The following is a 20,312-nucleotide window of genomic DNA, read 5'->3' as shown; positions in this document are numbered from 1 at the left end:
GCGCAGGGGCTCAGTAGTAACGCAATGGCCGCGCCTTGCCGCGGAACACCCGGTAGGTGTACGCCGAATAGCCCACGATCACCGGCAGCGTGACCGCCACGCCGAACAGGATGATCCACAGCGAGCCGGGTGCGGCGGCGGCCTCGTGGATGGTGATGCGGTCCACCACGAGGTAGGGGAACAGGCTGTAGGCCAGGCCCGCGAAGGCGCTGGCGAACAGGCCCACGGCGCACTGGAAGGGGCGCGCCACGTTGGCCAGCGTGCCTGCCTGTGCCTGCTGCAGCAGGCGCTCGGCGTAGACGAACAGCGCCGCGCTGCCGAGCGGAATCGGCAGCAGCCAGAAGAAGCCGGGCAGGGTGAACCACTTGACCAGGATGCGCTCGCTGACCAGTGGCGTGGCAACCGACACCGCGGCGATGCCCACGCCAGTCAACCACAGGCTGGTGCGCGCCCAGCGCGCGGCCTTGGCCTGCAGTTCACCCTCGGTCTTCAGCAGCAGCCAGCAGGCGCCGAGCAGGCTGTAGCCGGCCAGCAGGCAGACGCCGATGAAGCTGGCGAAGGCGAAGTTGGCCAGGGTCCATTCGAAACCGATGATGTAGGCGCCGAGCATGAAACCCTGCGCCAGCGCGGCCAGCGCCGAGCCGGCGAAGAAGGCGCGGTCCCAGGACTGCTTGTGGCGCGCGCGCGCCTTGACCCGGAAGTCGAAGGCCACCCCGCGCAGGATCAGCGCGACCAGCATCAGCGTGACCGGCAGGTACAGCGCGCCGAGGATCACCCCGTGTGCCACCGGGAAGGCGATCAGCAGGATGCCCACTCCCAGCACCAGCCAGGTCTCGTTGGCATCCCAGAACGGCCCGATGGACGCGATCATGGTGTCTTTTTGCGCCGCGTCCGCGCCCGGCAGCAGGATGCCGACGCCGAGGTCGAAGCCGTCGAGGATCACGTAGGCGAGCATGGCCACGCCCATCAGTGCGGCGAAGATTTCCGGCAGCCAGGCGCTCATCGGACGGCTCCCATCGGCTCAAGCGGGGTGTCTGCCGGCGCGTGTCCGCCCATCGCCCGGTGCATCAGGTGGAACAGCACGCTGATGAAGGCCACCAGCAGTCCGACGTACAGCAGCAGGTACAGCGTCAGGCTGATGCCGATCAGCGGCGCCGGCACGCTGGAGGCCGCTTCCGCGGTGGTCAGCGTGCCGTAGACCAGCCACGGCTGGCGGCCGATCTCGGTGACGTACCAGCCGGCCAGCGTGGCGACCCAGCCGGAGAAGGCCATCGGCACCAGCAGGCGCGCCAGCCAGCGCGCCGGCTCGCGCCCGCGGCGGGTCTGCCAGGCGCCGATCCAGCTCACCGCGAGCATCAGCAGGCCCACCCCGACCATCAGGCGGAAGGCGAAGAACAGCGGCGCCACCGGCGGATGGTGTTCGAACTCGTCGAGTCCGCGCACCACGCCGTTCAGGTCATGGGTGAGGATCAGGCTGGCCAGTCCTGGTATCGCGATCTCGTAGCGGTTGCTGCGGGTGGTCTCGTCAGGCCAGGCGAACAGGCGCAGCGCGGCGCCCTCCTCGGTCTGCCAGATGCCCTCCATCGCGGCGATCTTGGCCGGCTGGTGCTCCAGCGTGTTCAGCCCGTGCAGGTCGCCCGCGAGGATCTGCAGCGGGATCAGCAGCGCGCCCAGGCGCAGCCCGGTGCGCAGCGTGGTCTGCACCTCCGCGCTGCGGTCGCCGCGCAGCCAGCGCCAGGCGGACAACCCGGCGATCAGGAAAGCCACGGTCAGCCCGGACGCCAGCAGCATGTGCGCCAGGCGGTAGGGGAAGGACGGGTTGAACACGATCGCCCACCAGTCGGTGGGGTGCGCCTGGCCGTCGATCATCACGAAGCCCGCCGGGGTCTGCATCCACGAGTTCAGGACCAGGATCCAGAAGGCGGAAAGCGTGGTGCCGAAGGCCACCAGGAAGGTCGCCAGCGTGTGCATGCGGTCGGACACGCGGCCCTGGCCGTACAGCATGATCCCGAGGAAGGCTGCCTCCAGGAAGAACGCGGTCAGCACCTCGTAGCCCAGCAGCGGGCCGGCGATGTTGCCTACGCGCTGCATGAAGCCTGGCCAGTTGGTGCCGAACTGGAAGCTCATCGTGATTCCGCTGACCACGCCGAGTGCGAAGGCCAGCGCGAATACCTTGACCCAGGTCCGGTAGGCCGCCTGCCAGCGCTCGTCGCCGCTGTTGCGCCAGCGCAGCTTGAAGTACAGCAGCACCCAGCCCAAGGCAATGGTGATGGTCGGGAACAGGATGTGGAAGCTGATGTTCGCGGCGAACTGGATGCGCGCGAGGATCAGCGGGTCGAGGCTCTCCATCGGTTCAAGGCTCCTTGCGGGGCAGGCGAGCAGTGCCTGCCATGGGGGACGCAAGGGACGCAGGGTGCGCGAAGGTTGCAAAGGAAAGCGTGCGCGGCGCGGCGATCGCTTTCCTTTGCGTCCTGGGCGCCCCTGCTCCGCTTGCGCATGGGATCAGGGTCTCTCGTTGTCTTGCGCGGCGGGCAAGCCGGGCTCGTCGGCGCGCTTGCCGCCGAACACGCGCTCCTTCAGCTCCAGCAGGCGCACCACCTTGCTGCCCAGGCCCATCAGCGCCTGCAGCGTGTCCGGCGAGAGCTTGCGAATCTCGGCGAACCAGTCGGTGATCTGCTCGATCAGCTCGTGCATGCGGCGCATGCGTTCCTGGGCGTAGGTGTCCTCGGTCGAGCCGGCGGTCTCCAGCAGCGCATCGCGCAGCATTGACAGCGTCGGGTCCACCTCGCGCCGCTGGCGTTCCTCGGCCAGGGTCTTGAAGATCTGCCAGACGTCCTCGGGCGCGCTGAAGAAGTCGCGCCGGTCGCCCGGCCGGTGCTCCAGCCGGACCAGTCGCCAGGACTGCAGTTGCTTGAGGCCCATGCTGACGTTCGAGCGTGACACGCCGAGGCGATCGACGATGTCGTCCGCGGTCAGCGGCTCGCGGCTGATGTAGAGCACCGCGTAGATCTGCCCGACCGTGCGGTTGATGCCCCAGCGGCTGCCCATCTCGCCGAAGTGGAGCACGAAGGCCTGGCTCAGGGGATGCAGGTTCACGTTGCTTCCGAAGTTTCAGGAAAGCCTGAAATTACGGAAAGGATAATGCGAATGAGTCCGTGAACGACTCGTGTACGAGCGCAGGCGCGATGGCTGCGGTGAAGACCGCCGACCGCGTCGGCTCTCACCGAACATGATTCAAGCCTATGAAATACAAGACATTTGTCCGCAAAGGACGCAAAGGACGCAAAGTAGAGCCAAATCGAATGCCGGAGATGCGGGGCTTGGGGATGCGGATCGCGAGCTTTGCCCACAACCCTCAACCCACAACCCGCTTCTCAAGCCCAGCGCCGCAGCAGGTTGTGGTAGGTCCCGGTCAGCGCCACTACCCGCGGATCGTCGCCCGGCAGATCGGCGCGCAGGCGCTGGATGGTCTGGTCGAGGTCGAACAGCAGGGCGCGTTCGCCGGGGTCGCGCACGCGGCTCTGCATCCAGAAGAAGGCCGCGACGCGCACGCCGCGGGTGACCGGGGTCACCTGGTGCAGGCTGGACGAGGGATACAGCACCATCGAGCCGGCCGGCAGTTTGACCGCCTGCGCGCCGAAGTCGGTTTCGATGGTCAGCTCGCCGCCGTCGTACTCGTCTGGCTCCGAGAGGAACACGGTGGCCGAGACATCGCTGCGCAGCCACTCGGGATCGTCGCCATAGCGCATCAGCGCATTGTCGACATGGATGCCGAAGTGCCCGCCGCCCTGGTAGCGGTTGAAGCGCGGCGGGAACACCCGGTGCGGCAGGGCCGCAGACACCGCCAGCGGATGCCCGAGCACCGCGCGCAGCAGCAGCGCGCGCAGTTCGCGCCCGGCCTCGCAGCGGTCGTCCACCTGTTCGTTCGCCTTGACCTCGCGCGACACGCTGCCCGCGGTCGCGCGCCCGTCGATCCAGTGCGCGCCCGCCAGCCGCTCGCGGAAGTGGCGCACGGTGTGTGTGTCCAGCAGCTCATCGATGATGGTCAGCACGGCTGGCTCTTCCCCGTTTCCATTCTCTCGTCTCCTTGAGCGTAGCCCGGTGTGCGGCGCCAGCCGCTCACCGGGTACTTGCGGCAAGTACCCGGTGAACGCGCTGCGCGCGCACACCGGGCTACGCGTCTGCCGCGGCTCAGAACTCGGCGCTCAAGGTCAGCTGCGCATTGCGCGCATCGCCGATGTAGGTAAACGAACCGCTGCGGTAGGCCGCGAGGTAGTAGTCGCGGTCGAACACATTGCCGATATTGAGGCGGGCTTTGAGCTTCTCGGTGAACTCGTAACCGGCGAACAGGTCCACCGTGGTGTAGCCGGGGATGCGGTAGCTGTACTCACCGGTGGTGGCGTTGAAGCCCGCGGCGGTGTCCGGCTGGCCCGCGTACATCTCGCTGCGGTAGCTGACCGAGGTGCCGAGCGAGAGCTTCGGCGTGGCCTGGTAGCGCAGTTGCAGGAAGGCCTGGTCATCGGCGAAATTGCTCAGCACCTTGCCTTCCTGGTTGTCGACGAAGGCCTCAAGGATCTCCGAGTCCATCAAGGTGGCGGAGAACTGCGCGCTCCATTTTTCCGTGAGGTTGCCGGAGAGGCCGAACTCGATGCCGCGCACGCGGTTCTTGCCGGTGTTGAGCGTGCCGAGCTGGGAATAGGCGTCGCCCACGCTCTCCATCACGTCGTCCTTGGTGATCTGGAACAGCGCCGCGGTGGCGAGCAGCTTCTGGTCGAACAAATTCCACTTGGTGCCGAGTTCGATGTTCTCGACCCGCTCGGGCTGGCTCAACACCACTTGCTCGGGCGTGCCACACAGGCCGCCGTAGCCGCAACTGCCGCCGACGTCCGACTCGCCGCCGTTGATGTCGCTGGCGCTGGCAAAGGACAGGTAGACGTTGCCGCTGTCGTTGATGCGGTAGATCAAACCGGCATTGCCGTTCCACAGCGAATCGCCGTAATCGAAGCGGGTCAATGCGCCGGCGCCGCTGCGCAGGGTGTTGCGGTAGTCGAAGTCGTCCCAGCGGATACCCACGCTCGCGCTCAGCCGGTCGCTGAGGTCGAAACTGTCCATCGCGTAGAGCGACCAGGTCTCGACAAAGTAGTCCGAGTCCCAGGCGCCGCGCACGATGTCGCGTTGCAACAGGGAATGCAGGTTCGGGACCACCGCGCCATTGCCATCGAGCATGCAGAAGTTCGGCGTGCCCGCGCCGCCGCCGGTGCGGCAGTTGCGCGTGCCGTTGTTGCTGACGGTGTAGACGCCGTTGAGCACTTCCAGACGCGAGTATTCGGCGCCGAACACGAGGCTGTGCTCGCGTCCGCCGATCTCCACGTCCTTGAGCAGATTCAACTGGTCGACCAGGTAGTCCACCTCCTGCCAACCCTGGTGGGTGGAGAGGGTGATCGTCGGCACCGCGCCGGCGGGATCGTTGGGATTGCGCGTGCCGCCGCGCGCGCCGGTCAGCACATAGCCGTTCTCGGTGCTGCCGCGGCGCAGCGCGTTCTGGATGCGCCAGCCGCCGTCGCTGTCGTACTCGGCGCGCACGGTGCCGATGTTGACGGTCGAACGCAGGAAGTCCTCGTCCTGCAGGTAGGGCATCAGGTCGTCGACCGGCTCGCCGCCGTTGGGCTCGATGTAGGTGCCGAGATCGGCCGCACCGGCGGCGTCGAGGTAGTAGTAGTCCGCCAGCACCGAGAAGCGCTCGGTAGGCTGCAGCAGCAGCGACAGCGCGGCGCCGTCGCGTTCGCGCTCGGCCGGGGCGCGGTCGGGGACTTGCTCGTAGCCGTGCAGCAGGTTCGCGCGCAACGCGGCGTGCTCGCCCAGCGGCTGGTTGCTGTCCAGCGTGATCCGCCGGTAGTCGTCAGTGCCGAGGCCGACATCGAGCTTGTTGAAGCTGTAATCGCTGCTGGCGCGCTTGGTGATGCTGTTGATCGTGCCGCCGGAGGAGCCGCGCCCGGCGAAACTGGAGTTCGGGCCCTTGGTGATTTCCACCTGCTCCACCGCGAAGCTCTCGCGGATGGTCATGCCGGGGTCGCGCAGGCTGTCGATGAACACATCCGAGCGCGCCTCCTGTCCGCGGATCACGTAGCGGTCGCCGAAGGCATTGCCGTTCTCGCCGGTGCCCAGGGTAATGCCGGGCTGCGCGCCGACAATCGCGCGCAAATCGGATCGCCCGGACTCGCGGATCTGGGTTTGGGTGAGCACGCTGATGGTCGCCGGGGTTTCGGCGATCGTTTCGGTGCGCCGCTGGTCGCCGGAGACGCGCGCCTTGTATGGCACACCCTTCTCGGCGTAGGGATTGGTGTCGAGGGTGCGTTCCTCGACTTTCAGCGTATCGAGGACAATCTCGTCTTCGGCCGCGGGCGCGTCCTGTGCCGCGGCCGCACCGCCAAGCAGCGATAGGGTCACGCCGAGCGCGAGGGCAGCTGGCGCAGGCGCGGCGACGGGCGCACGCAGCGACAGCGGCCGCTTGAGGTTGTGCAGACGGTTCATGGTTTCTCCGGGTCAGCGGGTGATCAGGGCGTACTCGACGGGCACGGTCACGGTCAGCGTCTCGCGGCCGAGCGATGCGGGAATGGCGGGTAGTGGATCGGCCGCGGCGAGCACTGCGAGCGCGGCCTCGTCGAGCACAGCGTGCCCGGCGCTGCGCGCCACGTTGGAGGCCAGCACGTGGCCGTCGCGGCCGACCGTGAAGCGCAGTTGCACCACGCCGCGCGCGCGCTGGCGGCGCGCCTCGGGCGGGTAGCTGCGGTGCTGCAACAGCGCAGCCATCAGCGCGCGGATGTACTCGTCGCGCTCGCGGCGCGCCTGCGCGCTGTCGCCAGGCGTTGAAATTGCGGTTGTCGTCGCGGCCGGTGTTGCTGGAACAGGGGTGGGCGCAACTACCGGCTGTGGCGAACTCGCCATGGCGACGAGCACGGGCGCTGCAGGCACCGGCGCCGGAATGGGCTCCACGGGTGCGCTCGGCGCGGGAGGCGTCGGCGGCGACACTGGTTCGCGCCGGCGGTGGTGGCGGCGCGACCGGCGGGGGCGCTGGTGGTGCCGGCGGTTGCAGGTCCACGAACAGGGTCAGCCGGTCCTCCCGGGACAGCGCCCGGTCCGCGACCCGGGGCGGCGCCAGATCGCGCGAATCCGGCAGCGCGAGCACACCCACCGCGATGATGTGCGCCGCCAGCGTGAACGCGAGCGAGGCGACGCGGCGGCGGTCCACGGCGGGCCGGGAACGGGAAATGGGATGGCCAGATGAGCGCATGGGACGAGTAGACACGGACGTCAACGCGAATGCAAGCGATTCGCATTTGCATCGCATCTAGATCGGCAAATTCAACGCGGAGACGCGGAGGGCGCAGAGAACAGCTTGGTAGTCCGCCAGCGGGGCGATGAGCCATCCATCACCCGCACCAAGCGATTTGGCTCTTCTCCGCGCCCTCCGTGTCTCCGCGTTGAACCAGCCCCGTCCAAGGCGACAGTCAAAGCACGAAGAGCCAGTCGACGCCCTCGCGCAGGCCCCACGGCGCCATGTCCGCTCGCACCCGCGCGTGCGCGTCGGGGTTGCCGACTGCGATCAGGCCGATCGCATCCGGCGGCTCGGCCAGCCGCACGTAGGGCCATACCGGCAGGCCGCGCTTGGCGCCGCCAATCCGGCGCGGATGCACATCGATGAAGCCGATCACCTCGACGCCTTCGCGGCGCAGCGCGTCGTGCAGCGCGCGCCCGCCAGGCCCCGCGCCGCCGATCCACACCGGGCGCCCGCCGAGGCGCCAGCGCGCCAGGTGCGCCGCCTTCAGGCGCAGGAAGCTCTCGGGCGAATAGCGCGGGTCCGTGCGCGTCAGCCGCCGGCCGATGGTCGCGCCAGTGCAGCAGCGCGGGCTCAGGCTTGCCGAAGCGGCAGCCCGCTTGCGCCGCGCGCAGCCAGAGCTCGTAGTCCTCGGGAAAGTCACCGTCGCGCCAGCCACCGAGTTGCCGCAGCAAATCGCTGCGCAGCAATACCGTCGGGTGCACCAGCGGGCTATCGATGAACAACTCGCAGGCGATGTCCTCAGGCTCGGTCAGCGCATTGCTCCACGCGATGTAGCGCCACAGCCCGCTATCGACGGCGGTGTCGATCAGGTCGACGCGGCTCGCGACGATGTCGATCTGCGGGCAGGCAGCGGCATACGCCATCTGCGCTGCGATGCGCTCCGGCGCGCAGATGTCGTCCGCATCCATCCGCGCGATCCACCCGCCGCGCGCGGCGGCGAGCCCGGTGTTCAGCGCAGCGACGATGCCGCGGGAGGGCGAGGGCAGCACGCGCAACCGCAGATCGTCGCGCGGCAATCCGTCCACCGCGCCATCGCTGCTGTGGTCGTCGATCACCAGCAGCTCCAGAGCGCGCCAGCTCTGCGCGAGGACACTGGCGACCGCGTCGGCGAGCCACACGCCGCCGTTGTGCACCGGGAGCAGGACGGAGACCAGGTTTTGCATGCCGGGCGTTATAGCCCGGATCGCGCATGTCTCAATTGGCCGCGAGACGTCGCTAGACGCGGGGACTCACCCGCTATCGGCTCAACCATGTCCACCCCGCCCGTTCCATCGCATCCGTCCTGTTGCTCGTCGCTAGCGCTGGGTCTCCGCTGCGCGCGCAAACCGTCAACTGGCCGGGAAGCGCGCCCTGCGATGCCGATTTCACCACCTGCCTCGCGTCGGTGCCGACCGGTGGCACCTTGCGCATCGTGTCCGATCAGGTGATCGCCGACCGCGTCATCCTGAACCGCGCGGTATCGATCGAGGCGGCGCCGGGCGTGAGCGCCGTATTCACGGCCAGCGAGAACCATGCCTTCAATCTCCCCGGCACCGCGCCATGGGCCGTGTCCCTGCGCAACCTGCGCTTCGAGGGCAGCACGCTGGCGGTCGGCATCGCCGGCAACCAGCCGGGCGATCTGCGTCTGGAAGGACTGAGCTTCCGCGGCAATGCAGCGAACGCGCAGGCGCAGCTCTACTTGCAGGTCAATGCCGCCACGAGCGCGCGCTCGCGCCTGGTGGTCCGCGGCTGCGAGTTCGAGATCGGCTCGGACAACAACGCGCAATTCTCGATAGCCCAGTTTGGCGGCGGCACGGTTGGCATGGAAATGCAGGTGGAGGACAACCGCTTCCGTCCCGAGCCGGTGGCCATCGCACAGAGCTTCCACCGCGCCTGGTTCGCGAATGTGGGCGGCAGCGGCAACTGGGACATCGTCTTCCGCCGCAACCGCATCCTGCCGGCCAACGCGCTGCCTTCACGGCGCTTTGCCAGCGGTATCGAGATCAATACGTTGGGGACGGTCGGCGTGAACCTGCTGGTGCACGACAACATGTTCGCGCTCGACCAGATCGCTGGTGCCGGCGGCACTGCGGTCTCGGCAGGCGGCAGCAGCGGCCAGGTCCAGGTGAGGGTAATCAACAACACGATTACCGATGCCTCGTACGCCACCAACTTCCGGGCGAATGTGTTCGGACGCTTCGACAACAACCTGGTGGCCAACGGCTTCCGCCTGCACGATGGCACGGCGCTGGCCGCGAACTTCACCCGCCGCGGCAACCTGGAGTTCGGCTACGCCCTGAGCAACTGGGCCACCGCGCCGGGCACGCTGACCGTGGACCCGCAACTGGGGCCGAACGGGCAGCCGCTGGCCGGCTCGCCAGCGATCAATGCGGGCAGCGACGCGGCGCGCGCAGAGACCGGCCCCGGCATCTTCGGCGTGCCCGCCGCGCTCGACGCGCAGGGCCTGCGGCGGACCGAGGGCGCGCACATCGACATCGGCGCCTATGAGGGTGAACGCATCCACTACGATGGCGCAGAATGAGCGCCATCGCATGGCCCTACGCGTGGTGGATGAGCGGATCCGGTCCGGGTGCCACCAACGCCCTGTTCGCGCGGCTCTACCCGGAACTGCGCGCGCTGGCGCAGTCGGCGATCGCGCCCAACGACACCCTCAACACCACCGCGCTGGTGCATGAGCTGTACCTGCGGGTCGCTGAGCGCCAGGACCTGCGTTTCGAGGACAGCCGCACGTTCTTCAGCTATGCGGCGCGCGCCATGCGCAACCTGCTGGTGGACCGCGCGCGCACCCGGCTGCGGGTCAAGCGCGGCGGCGGGCTGACGCCAGTGGAACTGGAGGATGCCACCGACCCGGCGATGCTGGTGCACGTCGACGCCGCGCTGGAACTGGACGAGTTGCTGCGGCGGCTGGCGGTCGAGGACGCGCGCAGCGCCGAGGTGCTGGAGCTGCACTACTTCGCGGGCCTGGGCGGGGAGCAGATCGCCGAAATGCTCGGCCTCAACCGGCGCACCATCACGCGCGACCTGGAATTCGCCAAGGCCTACATTCGCGCACACTGGCAGGCTTGCTGAGGCATGAGTAGCGACCAGCCCTCGAGCCTGCGCGAGTTGTACGACCTGCTCTCCGAGATGCCGGTAGCTGCGCGCGCCGAGTGGCTGGATCGCCATTGCCCGGATGCCGACCTGCGCCATCGGGTCGAGCGCCTGCTGCAGGCGCAGGCGCGCACCGACGACCCACTCGCGGTCTCCCCGCAGGACCGGCTGGATGCACTGGCGGCTGCGGCGGTCCCCGCGGCCGATCTGCGCCAGATCGGCGGCTTCACCCTGATCCGGCCGGTCGGCCAGGGTGGCATGGCCACGGTGTACCTCGCCGAGCGCAGCGACTTCGGGCAACGCGTGGCGCTCAAGCTGCTGCACCGCACGATCCTGTCGGACCTGGACCGCAAGCTGTTCGAGCGCGAGCGCCGGGTGCTGGCCAGCCTGGAGCACCCGTCCATCGCGCGCCTGATCGATGGCGGCATCAGCGAGGCGCAGCAGCCCTACCTGGTGATGGAGTTCATCGAGGGCGAGCCGATCACCGACTACGCGCGCCGGCATGCGCTTTCGCCCGCGGCGCGGGTGGCCTTGCTCGCGGATGTCTGCGACGCGGTCGCGGTCGCGCATGCGCAGCTGATCGTGCACCGCGACCTCAAGCCGAGCAATGTGCTGGTGACCGCGGACGGACGCTGCAAGCTGCTCGATTTTGGCGTGGCCAAGATGCTGGCCGACGAAGCCGATCTCACCGGTCACGGCTGCGCCGGATTCACGCCCGCATACGCTGCGCCGGAGCAGCGCATGGGGCGCAAGGTCAGCGCGGCAACCGACATCTATGCGCTGGGCGTGATGGCGCTGGAACTGCTGATCGGCGGCAATGGCGACGATTTGCGCAGCCTGCCGGCCTCGCAGGCTGCCGAGCGTGTGCCGGGGACGGAGGCTGCGCCGCCGGCGACCCGGCGCAACCTGGCGCGCTTCCTGCGCGGCGACCTCGACAATGTACTGCGGCGTTGCCTCGATGAAGAGCCGCAGCGGCGTTACCAGCACGCACAGGCGCTCGCCGACGATTTGCGCCGCTTCCTCGCGCACCAGCCGGTCAGCGCGCATCCGCCCTCGCGCTGGTACCTGGCGCAAAAATTCGTGCGCCGCCACCGCGGCGGGGTGGCGCTGAGCGCGCTGCTGGGTGTCGCCACCCTGGCCAGCCTGGGCGTGGCCCTGTGGCAGGGCGAGCAGGCGCGCACCCAGGCGCGCATCGCGCAGGCGGCCGCCGCCGAGGCGCAGGCCCAGCGTGCGCGCGCAGAGGCCGCACTGCGCGTATCGGAGGAAGTCCAGGATTTCCTGATCGGCATCTTCGATGCGGCCGTGCCCACGCTGCCGCAGGCGCGCGAGCCGAGCGTCCGCGACCTGGTGCTGGCGGCCACCGAACGGGTCGAGACCGAACTCGCCGGGCAGCCGCAGGTGGTACTTGAGCTGTACCGGCGGCTGCGCCAGATCCACAACGTGATCGGCGCCGACGATGAAGCACAACGCCTGAGCACCCGTGCGCGCGATTACGCGCAGGCGAACTTCGCGCCCGGCGAGGAGCCACGCCGGATCGCCGAGTTCGGCGACGCCCTGATGCGCCTGCAGCATGGCGAGGCGGCCGCCTTCGCCGAGCTGGAAGCGGTGCTCGCGCGCGCACCGGAAGGCGAACCCAGCCTGGAACTGCTGGCCCAGCGGGTGCAGATGGGTGTGATGCTGACCCAACGCAATCGCGGCGACGAAGGCCTGGCGTTGCTCGACGGCACGCTGGCGCCGCTGCGCGCCGGCTGCACGCGCCCGGACAGCGATTACTGCGAATTGCTGAGCACCGCGCTGAACAACCTCGGCGTGGCGCACTTCAACGTGCGCAACTACCGCCGCGCCCGCGACTACGCCCGCGAGGCCCTGGACGCCGCGCTGGCCACCCATGGCGAGGAACACCGCGAGACCGCCAAGGCGATCGGCAACCTGGGGCTGATCGAGTCCTACCTCGGCGAGACCGATGCCGCACTCGAACACACGCGCAAGGCCATTGACCTGGTGCTCTCGATCGAGGGCCCGCAGGGAGCCGGCGCCAATGCCCTGCGCCAGACTCTCGCCAATGTGTACGGCGGCAGCGGCCGCCCGCTGGAAGCGCTGGCGGTGCACGAGCAGGTGGTCGCCAGCCTGGGCGAGCACGGGCTGGCCGGGCCCAACGCTGGCTTGTACCGACTGAACTACGCCAAGGCGCTGCTGGCCGTGGGCCGCTACGACGAGGCTGCGGCGCAGATCGCCATCGTGCGCCCTGCATTCGAGGCCGATCCGGCCGGCAACCAGTCCAATTTGCCGCGCATGTTCGAGGTGCTCGCGGTGATCGCCGCCGAGCGCGATGGCGATGCGGCAGCCGCGGCCGCCGCGGGCGAGCGCGCGCTGTCCCTGCGCCACGCGCAGCAGCCGGTGCGCGCGCAGGAACTGGCCTCGACCCTGATGATCGTGCAGCGCGCCGCCGCGGTGTCCGGCGCGACCGCGCAGACCGATGCCTGGCTGGCCGAGCTGCGCGAGGTGATCGACGGCATCGCCGATCCGCTGCCGGGTGTGCGTCGCGGATGGCTGCTGCGCGAGGCGGAACTGGCGCTGGACGCCGGCGACCTGGGCCAGGCGCAGGCGCGCCTGCAGGCACTGCTGGCCGATGTTGGAGATGCCACGCCTCACACCTTCCGCGACTGGGCCCGGCTGCGCCAGCTGGAACTCGACCGCGCCCGCGGCCTGCCGGCAGCGCTGCCCGCCGACTGGCTGGCCGACCTGGCCGGCCGCTGGGGCAACGAAGCGCCGATCGTGCGCGAGGCGCGCGCGCTCAGCCGTCGATGACCGCCCGCGCGGCGCGCAGCCCGGACAGGTAGGCGCCGTGGGTGGTGGCGAAGTGCTTGCGCGTGGTCGCCTCGCCGGCAAAGTGCAGCCGCCCGCCGACGCTGGCGGCGAGGTCGTCGCGCATCTTCGGATCGCTGCCGAACGGGTTGAATGAGTAGGAACCCAGGGAGTAGGGATCGCTGGCCCAGCGGGTGATCTGGTGGGCGGACGGATCGGGGATGTCCGCACCGTACAGGCTGCGCAGCGCGCGCATCGCGGCGGACACGATCTCGCGGTCGCCCAGCGTCTCGATCCGGCGGCCGTAGTCGGCGGCATTGAAGCCGAGCAGCACCGGCTTGCCCGCGGCGCGCACGAAGCTCACCCATTCGGTCCACTCGCCGCGGCGCTCCGGCACGCGTTCGATCCAGTCGACACCGGTGGGCCAGAAGGCCTGCGGGAAGCGCAGGAAGCACTTGTTCAGCACGCCCATCGCCAGGCCGTCCAGCGCGCGCCGCTTGGCCGGCGGCAACGCGGGCGCGAACTCGATGGCGCCCGCCTTGAGCACACCGAGCGGGACGCTGACCACCGCATGGTCCGCGCGCAGGGTCTGGCCGCCCGCGTGGACGCGCACGCCATCGGCGGCGTGCTCGATGCGCTCGACCACCTGACCCGTGCGCACGTCCAGCCCGCGCGCGAGGAAATCGGTGAGCGCGCCGAAGCCGTCGGGGAACAGCACGTCGCCGCCGTCGAAGCCGCCGTCGTCATCCCACCACCAGGTCGACATCTCGCGCGTGCTGCCAGCGTACTCGTGCTCGATGGTGCTGTTGAGCAGCAGTTCCGCCAGTGCGCGATCGCCCGGGGCCAGTTCCTTCCAGTCGAGGCCCGCTTCCACCGCCGCCTGCAGGGGCTGGTCGGTGTCCGCTTCCTGGGCCTCCTCGATCACTTCCTCGATCTGCGCCTGCAGCGCTTCCAGGCGCTCGCGCTCGGCGCGCGTGAACGGCTTGCCGGAGCGGCCGTAGCCGATGCTGCTGTCGTAGCTGGTCTCCACCGTGCGCGCGCCGGCTTCGCGCGCGAGTGTCGTGATCGGGTTGCCGTCGGTCTCATGGATCCAGCTGGCGCCCAAGTCCATCGGCGCATCCTTCCATGCGCGGCTGGTGTGGATGCGCCCGCCGACGCGCTCGCGCGCTTCCAGCACCACCACAGCGTAGCCCGCGCGCTTGAGTTCGCGTGCCGCGGCGAGGCCCGACATGCCCGCGCCGACGACAATCACGCGGCCCGCGCTGCCTGGCGCGGTTTGCGCGCTGGCCACCGGATGCAAAGCCAGCAGGCCGCACAGCTTGAGCCAGTCGCGCCGACGCATCAGCCTGCTCCCCAGGATCGGATCGTGCGTCTACATTGCCACGGCGCTCGCGCCGGTTTCCAGGGATTCCGGCGGCAGCACATCGAAGCCGGCATCCCGGCGCGTCCGCCGCGCGAGGCGCAGCAGTTCGCGGTCGCGCGTGCACAGCAGCACGGCGCCCGCATCGCGCGCCAGCGCCAGGAACTTCTGGTCGTCCGGATCGCGGCAACGCGGCAGCGCGAACGCGCGCGGCCTCGGTTCCAGCAGCAGCGTGCACTGGTCGTAGGCGATGCCCGCCGCCGCCCGCCGGCTCTCGTCGAACGGGAACCGGCCTTCGCACAGCACCCGCCGCCACTCGTCGTGCGTGGCGGCGTTGGCGACGGCCTGGTGCGAGGCGAGCAGCCTGCGCAGCCCGGCGCAGGTGGGATCGGCGTAGAGGAACAGCGCCAGACAGACGTTGGTGTCGAGCACGATGCGGCGCGGGGCGTCGGCCATGGATGGACTCGGGCAGCGATGGCGCCACGATGGAGAAGCAGGCCTCCCGGCACAAGCCCGGCACTGGCGCGCCGGATCACGCGTCCTTCACGAATGCGAATCCGTTAGCATCGGTCATCGCAGCCGCTGCCTGGGGAGACAGCTGTGCTGTTCAACTCGCTGACCTTCATCGCCTTCTTCGCGATCGTGCTGTTCCTGCACCGGCTGCCGCTGGCGTGGTCGGTGAAGAAGTTCAACCTGCTGATCGCCAGCTACCTCTTCTACGCCGCGTGGAATCCACCGTTCGTGGTCCTGCTTTGGCTGTCGACGATGGTCGACTGGTGGGCGGCGCGGCGGATCGACGAGAGCGACACCCAGGCGCGTCGGCGGGCCTGGCTGATGCTCTCGCTGACGGCCAACCTCGGGCTGCTCGGCTACTTCAAGTACGGCGGCTTCCTGCTGCAGAACTGGGCCGCGCTGATGGCCGGCTTCGGCATCGAATGGCAGGCGCCGGCGTGGGACATCATCCTGCCGGTCGGGATCTCCTTCTATACCTTCCAGACGCTGTCCTACACCCTCGACGTCTACCTGCGTCGCGCCAAGCCAGCGACCTCGCTGCTCGATTTCTCGCTGTTCGTGACCTTCTTCCCGCAACTGGTCGCCGGGCCGATCGTGCGCCCGACCGACCTGATGCCGCAGTTCGCCGCGCCGCGCACGGCCTCCGCGCAGCAGGTCACCTGGGGCCTGATGCTGATGACGCTGGGGCTGTTCGAGAAGATCGTGCTCGCCGACGGCCTGCTGGCGCCAGTGGTGGACGCGGTCTACGGCAGCGAGAAGGCGCCGCTGATGCTGGACGCCTGGCTCGGCACGATCGCCTTCTCCGGGCAGATTTTCTGCGATTTCGCCGGCTACACGACAACCGCGATCGGCTGCTCGCTGGTGCTTGGTTTCTCGCTGATCGACAACTTCCGCTATCCCTACGCGGCGCTCGGCTTTTCCGACTTCTGGCGCCGCTGGCACATCTCGCTGTCGACCTGGCTGCGCGACTACCTCTACGTGCCGCTCGGCGGCAACCGCAAGGGTCCGGGGCGCACCTACGTCAACCTGATGCTGACCATGCTGATCGGCGGACTGTGGCACGGCGCGGCGTGGACCTTCGTGGTCTGGGGCGGGCTGCACGGCCTGTACCTGGTCATCGAGCGCTTCCTGCGCCAGCGCATCGGCGGCTGGCCCGTGTGGGAGCGCTGGTACACGCGCCTGCTGCTGATCGCGCTGACCTATGCGCTGGTCAACATCACCTGGGTGTTCTTCCGCGCGCAGGAGTTCGCCACCGCCTGGCGGGTGCTCGGCGGCATGCTCGGCTTCGGTGCCGAGGGCGCGCCGATCCTGAGCACCTGGCGCCTGGTCAGCGTACTGGCGGTCATGGTGCCGCTGCTGGCGGCGCACGCGTACATGCGCGAGCGCCAGTTGCACGCCGAGGTCCAGCGGCTGCCCGCGACGGTCGTCGGCGCGCTGTGGGGCGCGATGGCATTCCTGATCGCGATCACGCAGGGAGGAAGCGATGCCTTCATCTACTTCCAGTTCTGAGCACGGATCGCTGTCCGACGCCAGCTACGAGCGTCCGCTGCCGCAGATCGACGGCACCCTGGCGCTGATTGTGGCGCTGGCGCTGTTCCTCGCCGCGATGGGCGCCTGGGAATGGGCCTGGCGCAGCTATGGCGGCGAGCCCGCCTACCGCAACAGCCCGGGTCAGTGGGCGATCCAGCGCCGCCGCATCGACCACGGCGAAGGCGATGCGCTGGTGATCGCCGGATCCTCGCGCATGCTGTTCGACATCAACCTCGACGTGTGGCAGCGCAACACCGGGCGGCGGCCGATCCAGCTGGCCATCGAGGGCACCACACCGCTGCCGGTGGTCGAGGACCTGGCCGACGATCCGGACTTCACCGGCCAGCTGGTGATCGGCGTGGCCCCGGACCTGTTCTTCACCGGCGGCGCCTATGTGATCGAGAAATTCGAGCACTACCACAAGGAAACCCCGGCCCAGCGCGCGGGCGAATGGCTGTCGATGACCTTCCTCGAACCCTGGTTCGCGTTTTACGAGGAGGACTTCGCGCTGTTCACCATGCTCAAGCGCCAGGACTGGCCGGCGCGCGAGGGCGTGCGCACCTTCACCAATGTGCGCAAGCTCAGCGTCAGCGATGCCGACCGCAACACCCGCATGTGGTCCAAGGTCGTCGACGATCCCGAATACGCCGAGCTGGCGCAGCGCATCTGGGCGCAGGACTTTGGCGAGGTTCCGTTCGGCGATGCGGCCAAAGCGGCCGAGAAGCGCGACGAACAGATCGCGCGCGCGGTGGCCGCGCTGGCCAGGCTGCGCGCGCGCGGAGTCCAAGTGGTCTTCGTCCGCGCGCCGTCAGTTGCCGACTATCTGGAGTACGAGGACCGCCACTGGCCGCGCGCCGACAGTTGGGACACCTTGCTCGCTCGGGCCGGCGCGCCCGGCATCCACTTCCAGGACCACGCCGCGCTGCAGGGCTACACTCTGCCCGAGTGGTCGCACATGTCGGCCAGCGAGGCCGAGCGCTTTACCGCGGCGCTGGCGCCGATGGTCGAGGCAAAGCTGGCAGCACCCACGCCCGGAGGTTGAGACATGCGCCTGCTGGTTCCGCTGGACCTGAGTTCCGCCACCGAGCGCACGCTCGCCAACGCGATCAAGCTCTCGCGCGCGATGCATGCGCAGGTCTGGCTGCTGCACGTGGCCGCACCGGAACCCGATTTCGTTGGCTACGAGGCCGGTTCCGCCTCGGTGCGCAGCCAGATCGCCCACGAGCACCGCGACGAACACCGCACCTTGCAGGCGCATGCGCAAGCCCTGCGCGATCTCGGCGTGGACTGCACCGCGCTGCTGGTGCAGGGCGCCACCGCCGGCATGATCCTGCAGGAGGCCGAACGCCTGGGCGCAGACCTGATCCTGATGGCCACGCATGGGCACGGGGCGGTGTTCGACTTGCTGGTCGGGAGCGTGAGTCACGCGGTGCTGCGGGAGGCAAGGGTGCCGGTGGTGATGGTCCCGGTGAGGGGCTGACCCGGGCCATCTGCTCTGGCTGTTTGTGGGAGCGGGCTCCGCCCGCGATCTTTTTGCTGTTGCTGTTGCTGTTGCTGTCGCTGTTGCTGTTGATGTTGCTGTCGCTGTTGCTGTCGCTGTCGCTGTCGCTGTTGCTGTTGATGTTGCTGTCGCTGTTGCTGTCGCTGTCGCTGTTGATGTTGCTGTCGCTTTTCGCTTGTCGCTGGTCGCTGGTCGCTTCAAGAGCAAAAGCGTTTCGGCCTGTCGGCCGAGTCACTTCTCTTTGAGTGGCCAAAGAGAAGTAACCAAGAGAAAGGCCACCCCGCGTCCGCGCCGGCCGCGCATCCGGCGCGCCCGGTGCCCTGCGGTGCTCGCCGGATCAAGGCCGCTGCGCAACTCGCGCATCCATGCGCTCGGACATGCTCGCTTTCCCCTTGATCCGTCTCCGCTCCTCGGCGCTTCCGAGGGGCCCCGGGTTCCTTCGACTCGGCTTCCTGCCTGGTTCTTGAGGTGTGGCCGGTCAGCCGGCTTGCGGGTCTTGATCGGAAGGAAGCCCGAGCCAACAGCGAAGCCAGAACCAACAGCGAAGCCAGAGCCAGCAGCGAAGTGAGAACCAAATAGCGAAGCCAGGGTCAACATCGAAGCAAAGTCCGTAGAGCGAACCCGAAGTCGGTAGAGCGAACCCAAAGTCCGTAGGGCGAAGCCGAAATCCGTAGAGCGGAGCTTGCTCCGCTGCTTTCGCTTCGCTCTCGACTCCCGTCGAGCAAATCGATCAGGAAGCTCGCCTCGAAGACCAGGCAGGAAGCCGGGTCGAAGGTAAAAAAGGGGCCCCTCGGGAGCGCCGAGGAGCGGAGCGAAGCGCAGGGGAAAGCGAGCATGTCCGAGCACATGGACGTGCGAGTTGCGCAGCGGCCTGCGCTTCGTGAGCACCGCAGGGCACCGGGCGCGCCGGATGCGCGGCCGGCGCGGACGCGGGGTGGCCTTTCTCTTGGTTACTTCTCTTTGGCCACTCAAAGAGAAGTGACTCGGCCGCCAGGCCGAAACGCTGTTGCTCCTGATCTTGAAGCAAGAAGCGCGACGCAAGAAGCAAGAAGCGAGAAGCGAAAAGCGAGAAGCGAGACGCGCAACGATCGCGAGCAGAGCCCACTCTCCCGGGAGAGCCCGGCGCCAGCCTACAGCCGCCAGGCCCAAACCCGGCCGCCAGGCCTAAACCCACCCAACCACCAACTTCCCCACCTGCGCCAGCACCGCCTCATCCTCCGCCCGGATCCGGTCGAAATACCCCGGCGCTTCGTAGTAGCCGGCCACCACCAGCGGCGCGCGGTCGGCGCGCCAGACGATGGCGATGTCGTTGGTCTTGTTGCCCATGCCCGGCGCATAGCCGGTCCCGGTCTTGTCGCCGGCGATCCAGTCGGACGGGAAACCGGCGCGCAGGCGGCGGGTGCCGGTGGTGGTGGCGATGGTCCAGTCGCGCAGTTTCGCGCGCGAGGCGGGCGCGAGAAGTTGCTCGCCGAAGATGCGCGCCACCGTATCGGCCAGCGCGCGTGGGGTGCTGGTGTCGCGCACCTCACCCGGCGGCACGCGGTTCATCATCGGCTCCCAGCGGTCCAGCCGGGTCGTCTGGTCGCCCATTTCGCGCAGTTTCGCGGTCAGCGCCTGCGGTCCGCCCAGGCGTTTCATCAGCAGGTTCGCGGCGAGGTTGTCGCTGGTGGTCTGGGTGGCGTGGGCGAGGGCCTCGATGGGCATGCCGCCGGACGCCAGTTGGGCTTTGGTCACTGGCGAGTTCGGGACCAGGTCCTTGCGGGCGTAAGGCAGCACCTCGTCCAGCGCGAGGCGGCCGGCGTCGGCTTCGCGCAGGATCACCGCGGCGAGCAGCAGCTTGAAGGTGGAGCACAGGCCGAAGCGCTCGTCGGCGCGCAGGCCGGCGCTCTTGCCATCGTGGGCGTCGAGCACGCAGACGCCGAGGCGGCCGCCGGCAGTTTGTTCCAGTTGCGCGAGCGCCGCTTCGAGGCTGTGGGACTTCGGATCGGGATCGGCAGTCATGCCAGTCACAGGCAATGCCGCGGCGACCGCCATGGCCTTGAGCAGCGCGCGACGCAGTGGCTCCGGGTGGTGCATCGGTCGTTTCCTTGGGTTGAAGTGATGCCCACGCTAGTCGAGCAAGGTGGCGCATCCGGGGCAATCCGGGTGCGAAATGAGGATGCATCGCGTCCGCA

General features: G+C 68.8%; 17 protein-coding genes. 7 read left to right on the top strand and 10 right to left on the bottom strand.

The window, feature by feature from the left end; translation table 11 throughout:
• Window positions 1-10 precede the first annotated feature (10 nt).
• The 7 genes from IPK27_16165 to IPK27_16135 all read right to left on the bottom strand — a co-directional run bounded on the left by IPK27_16165 (window position 11) and on the right by IPK27_16135 (window position 8,502).
• Window positions 11-1,003 carry a cytochrome d ubiquinol oxidase subunit II gene (locus IPK27_16165; protein ID MBK8069097.1) on the bottom strand — a complete coding sequence of 331 codons (993 nt, stop codon included), beginning with the start codon at window positions 1,001-1,003 and terminating at the stop codon, window positions 11-13.
• Complete coding sequence (locus tag IPK27_16160; GenBank protein MBK8069096.1) at window positions 1,000-2,349, bottom strand: cytochrome ubiquinol oxidase subunit I; 1,350 nt, start codon at window positions 2,347-2,349, stop codon at window positions 1,000-1,002. The genes IPK27_16165 and IPK27_16160 overlap by 4 nt, the downstream gene beginning before the upstream one ends.
• A gap of 153 nt (window positions 2,350-2,502) precedes the next feature.
• Window positions 2,503-3,048, bottom strand: a complete 546-nt coding sequence (locus tag IPK27_16155) for a GbsR/MarR family transcriptional regulator (protein ID MBK8069095.1) — start codon at window positions 3,046-3,048, stop codon at window positions 2,503-2,505.
• Window positions 3,049-3,374: 326 nt separating this feature from the next.
• Complete coding sequence (locus IPK27_16150; GenBank protein ID MBK8069094.1) at window positions 3,375-4,052, bottom strand: Fe2+-dependent dioxygenase; 678 nt, start codon at window positions 4,050-4,052, stop codon at window positions 3,375-3,377.
• Window positions 4,053-4,191: 139 nt separating this feature from the next.
• Window positions 4,192-6,531, bottom strand: coding sequence for a TonB-dependent receptor (locus tag IPK27_16145; protein ID MBK8069093.1), 2,340 nt, complete (start codon window positions 6,529-6,531; stop codon window positions 4,192-4,194).
• A 12-nt stretch (window positions 6,532-6,543) separates the two neighbouring features.
• Window positions 6,544-6,945: a TonB family protein gene (locus IPK27_16140; GenBank protein MBK8069092.1), complete on the bottom strand. Its 402-nt coding sequence runs from the start codon at window positions 6,943-6,945 to the stop codon at window positions 6,544-6,546.
• 417 nt (window positions 6,946-7,362) lie between these two features.
• A complete protein-coding gene (locus IPK27_16135) occupies window positions 7,363-8,502 on the bottom strand; it encodes a glycosyltransferase (GenBank protein MBK8069091.1) in 1,140 nt (379 codons plus the stop codon).
• Window positions 8,503-8,624: 122 nt separating this feature from the next.
• Here IPK27_16135 and IPK27_16130 point away from each other — a divergent pair, with 122 nt between their 5' ends.
• From IPK27_16130 to IPK27_16120, 3 genes are read left to right on the top strand one after another with little or no spacing between them, the layout of a single operon-like run.
• Complete coding sequence (locus IPK27_16130; protein MBK8069090.1) at window positions 8,625-9,860, top strand: hypothetical protein; 1,236 nt, start codon at window positions 8,625-8,627, stop codon at window positions 9,858-9,860.
• Entirely contained in the window at window positions 9,857-10,408 is a 552-nt protein-coding gene (locus tag IPK27_16125; GenBank protein ID MBK8069089.1) for a sigma-70 family RNA polymerase sigma factor, read from the top strand. Before IPK27_16130 ends, IPK27_16125 begins: the two co-directional genes overlap by 4 nt.
• Before the next feature lie 3 nt (window positions 10,409-10,411).
• On the top strand, window positions 10,412-13,237 hold the full coding sequence (locus IPK27_16120) for a serine/threonine protein kinase (GenBank protein ID MBK8069088.1): 2,826 nt from the start codon (window positions 10,412-10,414) through the stop codon (window positions 13,235-13,237).
• Here IPK27_16120 and IPK27_16115 read toward each other — a convergent pair.
• Window positions 13,224-14,576: an FAD-dependent oxidoreductase gene (locus tag IPK27_16115; protein ID MBK8069087.1), complete on the bottom strand. Its 1,353-nt coding sequence runs from the start codon at window positions 14,574-14,576 to the stop codon at window positions 13,224-13,226. The two genes, IPK27_16120 and IPK27_16115, sit on opposite strands and share 14 nt — an antisense overlap.
• Before the next feature lie 30 nt (window positions 14,577-14,606).
• Complete coding sequence (locus IPK27_16110) at window positions 14,607-15,050, bottom strand: PIN domain-containing protein (GenBank protein ID MBK8069086.1); 444 nt, start codon at window positions 15,048-15,050, stop codon at window positions 14,607-14,609.
• 144 nt (window positions 15,051-15,194) lie between these two features.
• Between IPK27_16110 and IPK27_16105 the strand changes: the two genes are divergently transcribed.
• Genes IPK27_16105 through IPK27_16090 form a run of 4 tightly spaced genes read left to right on the top strand, consistent with a single transcriptional unit; the run spans window position 15,195 to window position 18,383 of the window.
• Entirely contained in the window at window positions 15,195-16,616 is a 1,422-nt protein-coding gene (locus IPK27_16105) for an MBOAT family protein (protein ID MBK8069085.1), read from the top strand.
• Window positions 16,591-17,679 (top strand): hypothetical protein, encoded by a 1,089-nt coding sequence (locus tag IPK27_16100; GenBank protein ID MBK8069084.1) that lies wholly within the window; start codon window positions 16,591-16,593, stop codon window positions 17,677-17,679. The genes IPK27_16105 and IPK27_16100 overlap by 26 nt, the downstream gene beginning before the upstream one ends.
• 3 nt (window positions 17,680-17,682) lie before the next feature.
• Window positions 17,683-18,117, top strand: coding sequence for a universal stress protein (locus IPK27_16095; GenBank protein ID MBK8069083.1), 435 nt, complete (start codon window positions 17,683-17,685; stop codon window positions 18,115-18,117).
• 59 nt (window positions 18,118-18,176) lie between these two features.
• Window positions 18,177-18,383, top strand: a complete 207-nt coding sequence (locus IPK27_16090) for a hypothetical protein (protein ID MBK8069082.1) — start codon at window positions 18,177-18,179, stop codon at window positions 18,381-18,383.
• 919 nt (window positions 18,384-19,302) lie between these two features.
• On the opposite strand, the gene bla is transcribed toward IPK27_16090, so the two are convergent.
• Entirely contained in the window at window positions 19,303-20,214 is a 912-nt protein-coding gene (gene bla, locus IPK27_16085; protein ID MBK8069081.1) for a class A beta-lactamase, read from the bottom strand.
• Window positions 20,215-20,312: the final 98 nt, after the last annotated feature.

The sequence above is a fragment of the Rhodanobacteraceae bacterium genome (assembly GCA_016713135.1).
In the GTDB taxonomy this organism is placed as follows: domain Bacteria; phylum Pseudomonadota; class Gammaproteobacteria; order Xanthomonadales; family SZUA-5; genus JADKFD01.
Note: the sequence above shows the minus strand (reverse complement) of the source record. Positions and strands in the feature narration are given on the sequence as shown.

What these genes read in the sequence shown, in the direction of transcription:
- IPK27_16165 (MBK8069097.1), bottom strand. Translation starts at nt 1,003, where the DNA reads ATGAGCGCCTGGCTGCCGGAAATCTTCGCCGCACTGATGGGCGTGGCC.
- IPK27_16160 (MBK8069096.1), bottom strand. Translation starts at nt 2,349, where the DNA reads ATGGAGAGCCTCGACCCGCTGATCCTCGCGCGCATCCAGTTCGCCGCG.
- IPK27_16155 (MBK8069095.1), bottom strand. Translation starts at nt 3,048, where the DNA reads ATGGGCAGCCGCTGGGGCATCAACCGCACGGTCGGGCAGATCTACGCG.
- IPK27_16145 (MBK8069093.1), bottom strand. Translation starts at nt 6,531, where the DNA reads ATGAACCGTCTGCACAACCTCAAGCGGCCGCTGTCGCTGCGTGCGCCC.
- IPK27_16140 (MBK8069092.1), bottom strand. Translation starts at nt 6,945, where the DNA reads ATGGCGAGTTCGCCACAGCCGGTAGTTGCGCCCACCCCTGTTCCAGCA.
- IPK27_16135 (MBK8069091.1), bottom strand. Translation starts at nt 8,502, where the DNA reads ATGCAAAACCTGGTCTCCGTCCTGCTCCCGGTGCACAACGGCGGCGTG.
- IPK27_16125 (MBK8069089.1), top strand. Translation starts at nt 9,857, where the DNA reads ATGAGCGCCATCGCATGGCCCTACGCGTGGTGGATGAGCGGATCCGGT.
- IPK27_16120 (MBK8069088.1), top strand. Translation starts at nt 10,412, where the DNA reads ATGAGTAGCGACCAGCCCTCGAGCCTGCGCGAGTTGTACGACCTGCTC.
- IPK27_16115 (MBK8069087.1), bottom strand. Translation starts at nt 14,576, where the DNA reads ATGCGTCGGCGCGACTGGCTCAAGCTGTGCGGCCTGCTGGCTTTGCAT.
- IPK27_16110 (MBK8069086.1), bottom strand. Translation starts at nt 15,050, where the DNA reads ATGGCCGACGCCCCGCGCCGCATCGTGCTCGACACCAACGTCTGTCTG.
- IPK27_16100 (MBK8069084.1), top strand. Translation starts at nt 16,591, where the DNA reads ATGCCTTCATCTACTTCCAGTTCTGAGCACGGATCGCTGTCCGACGCC.
- IPK27_16095 (MBK8069083.1), top strand. Translation starts at nt 17,683, where the DNA reads ATGCGCCTGCTGGTTCCGCTGGACCTGAGTTCCGCCACCGAGCGCACG.
- bla (MBK8069081.1), bottom strand. Translation starts at nt 20,214, where the DNA reads ATGCACCACCCGGAGCCACTGCGTCGCGCGCTGCTCAAGGCCATGGCG.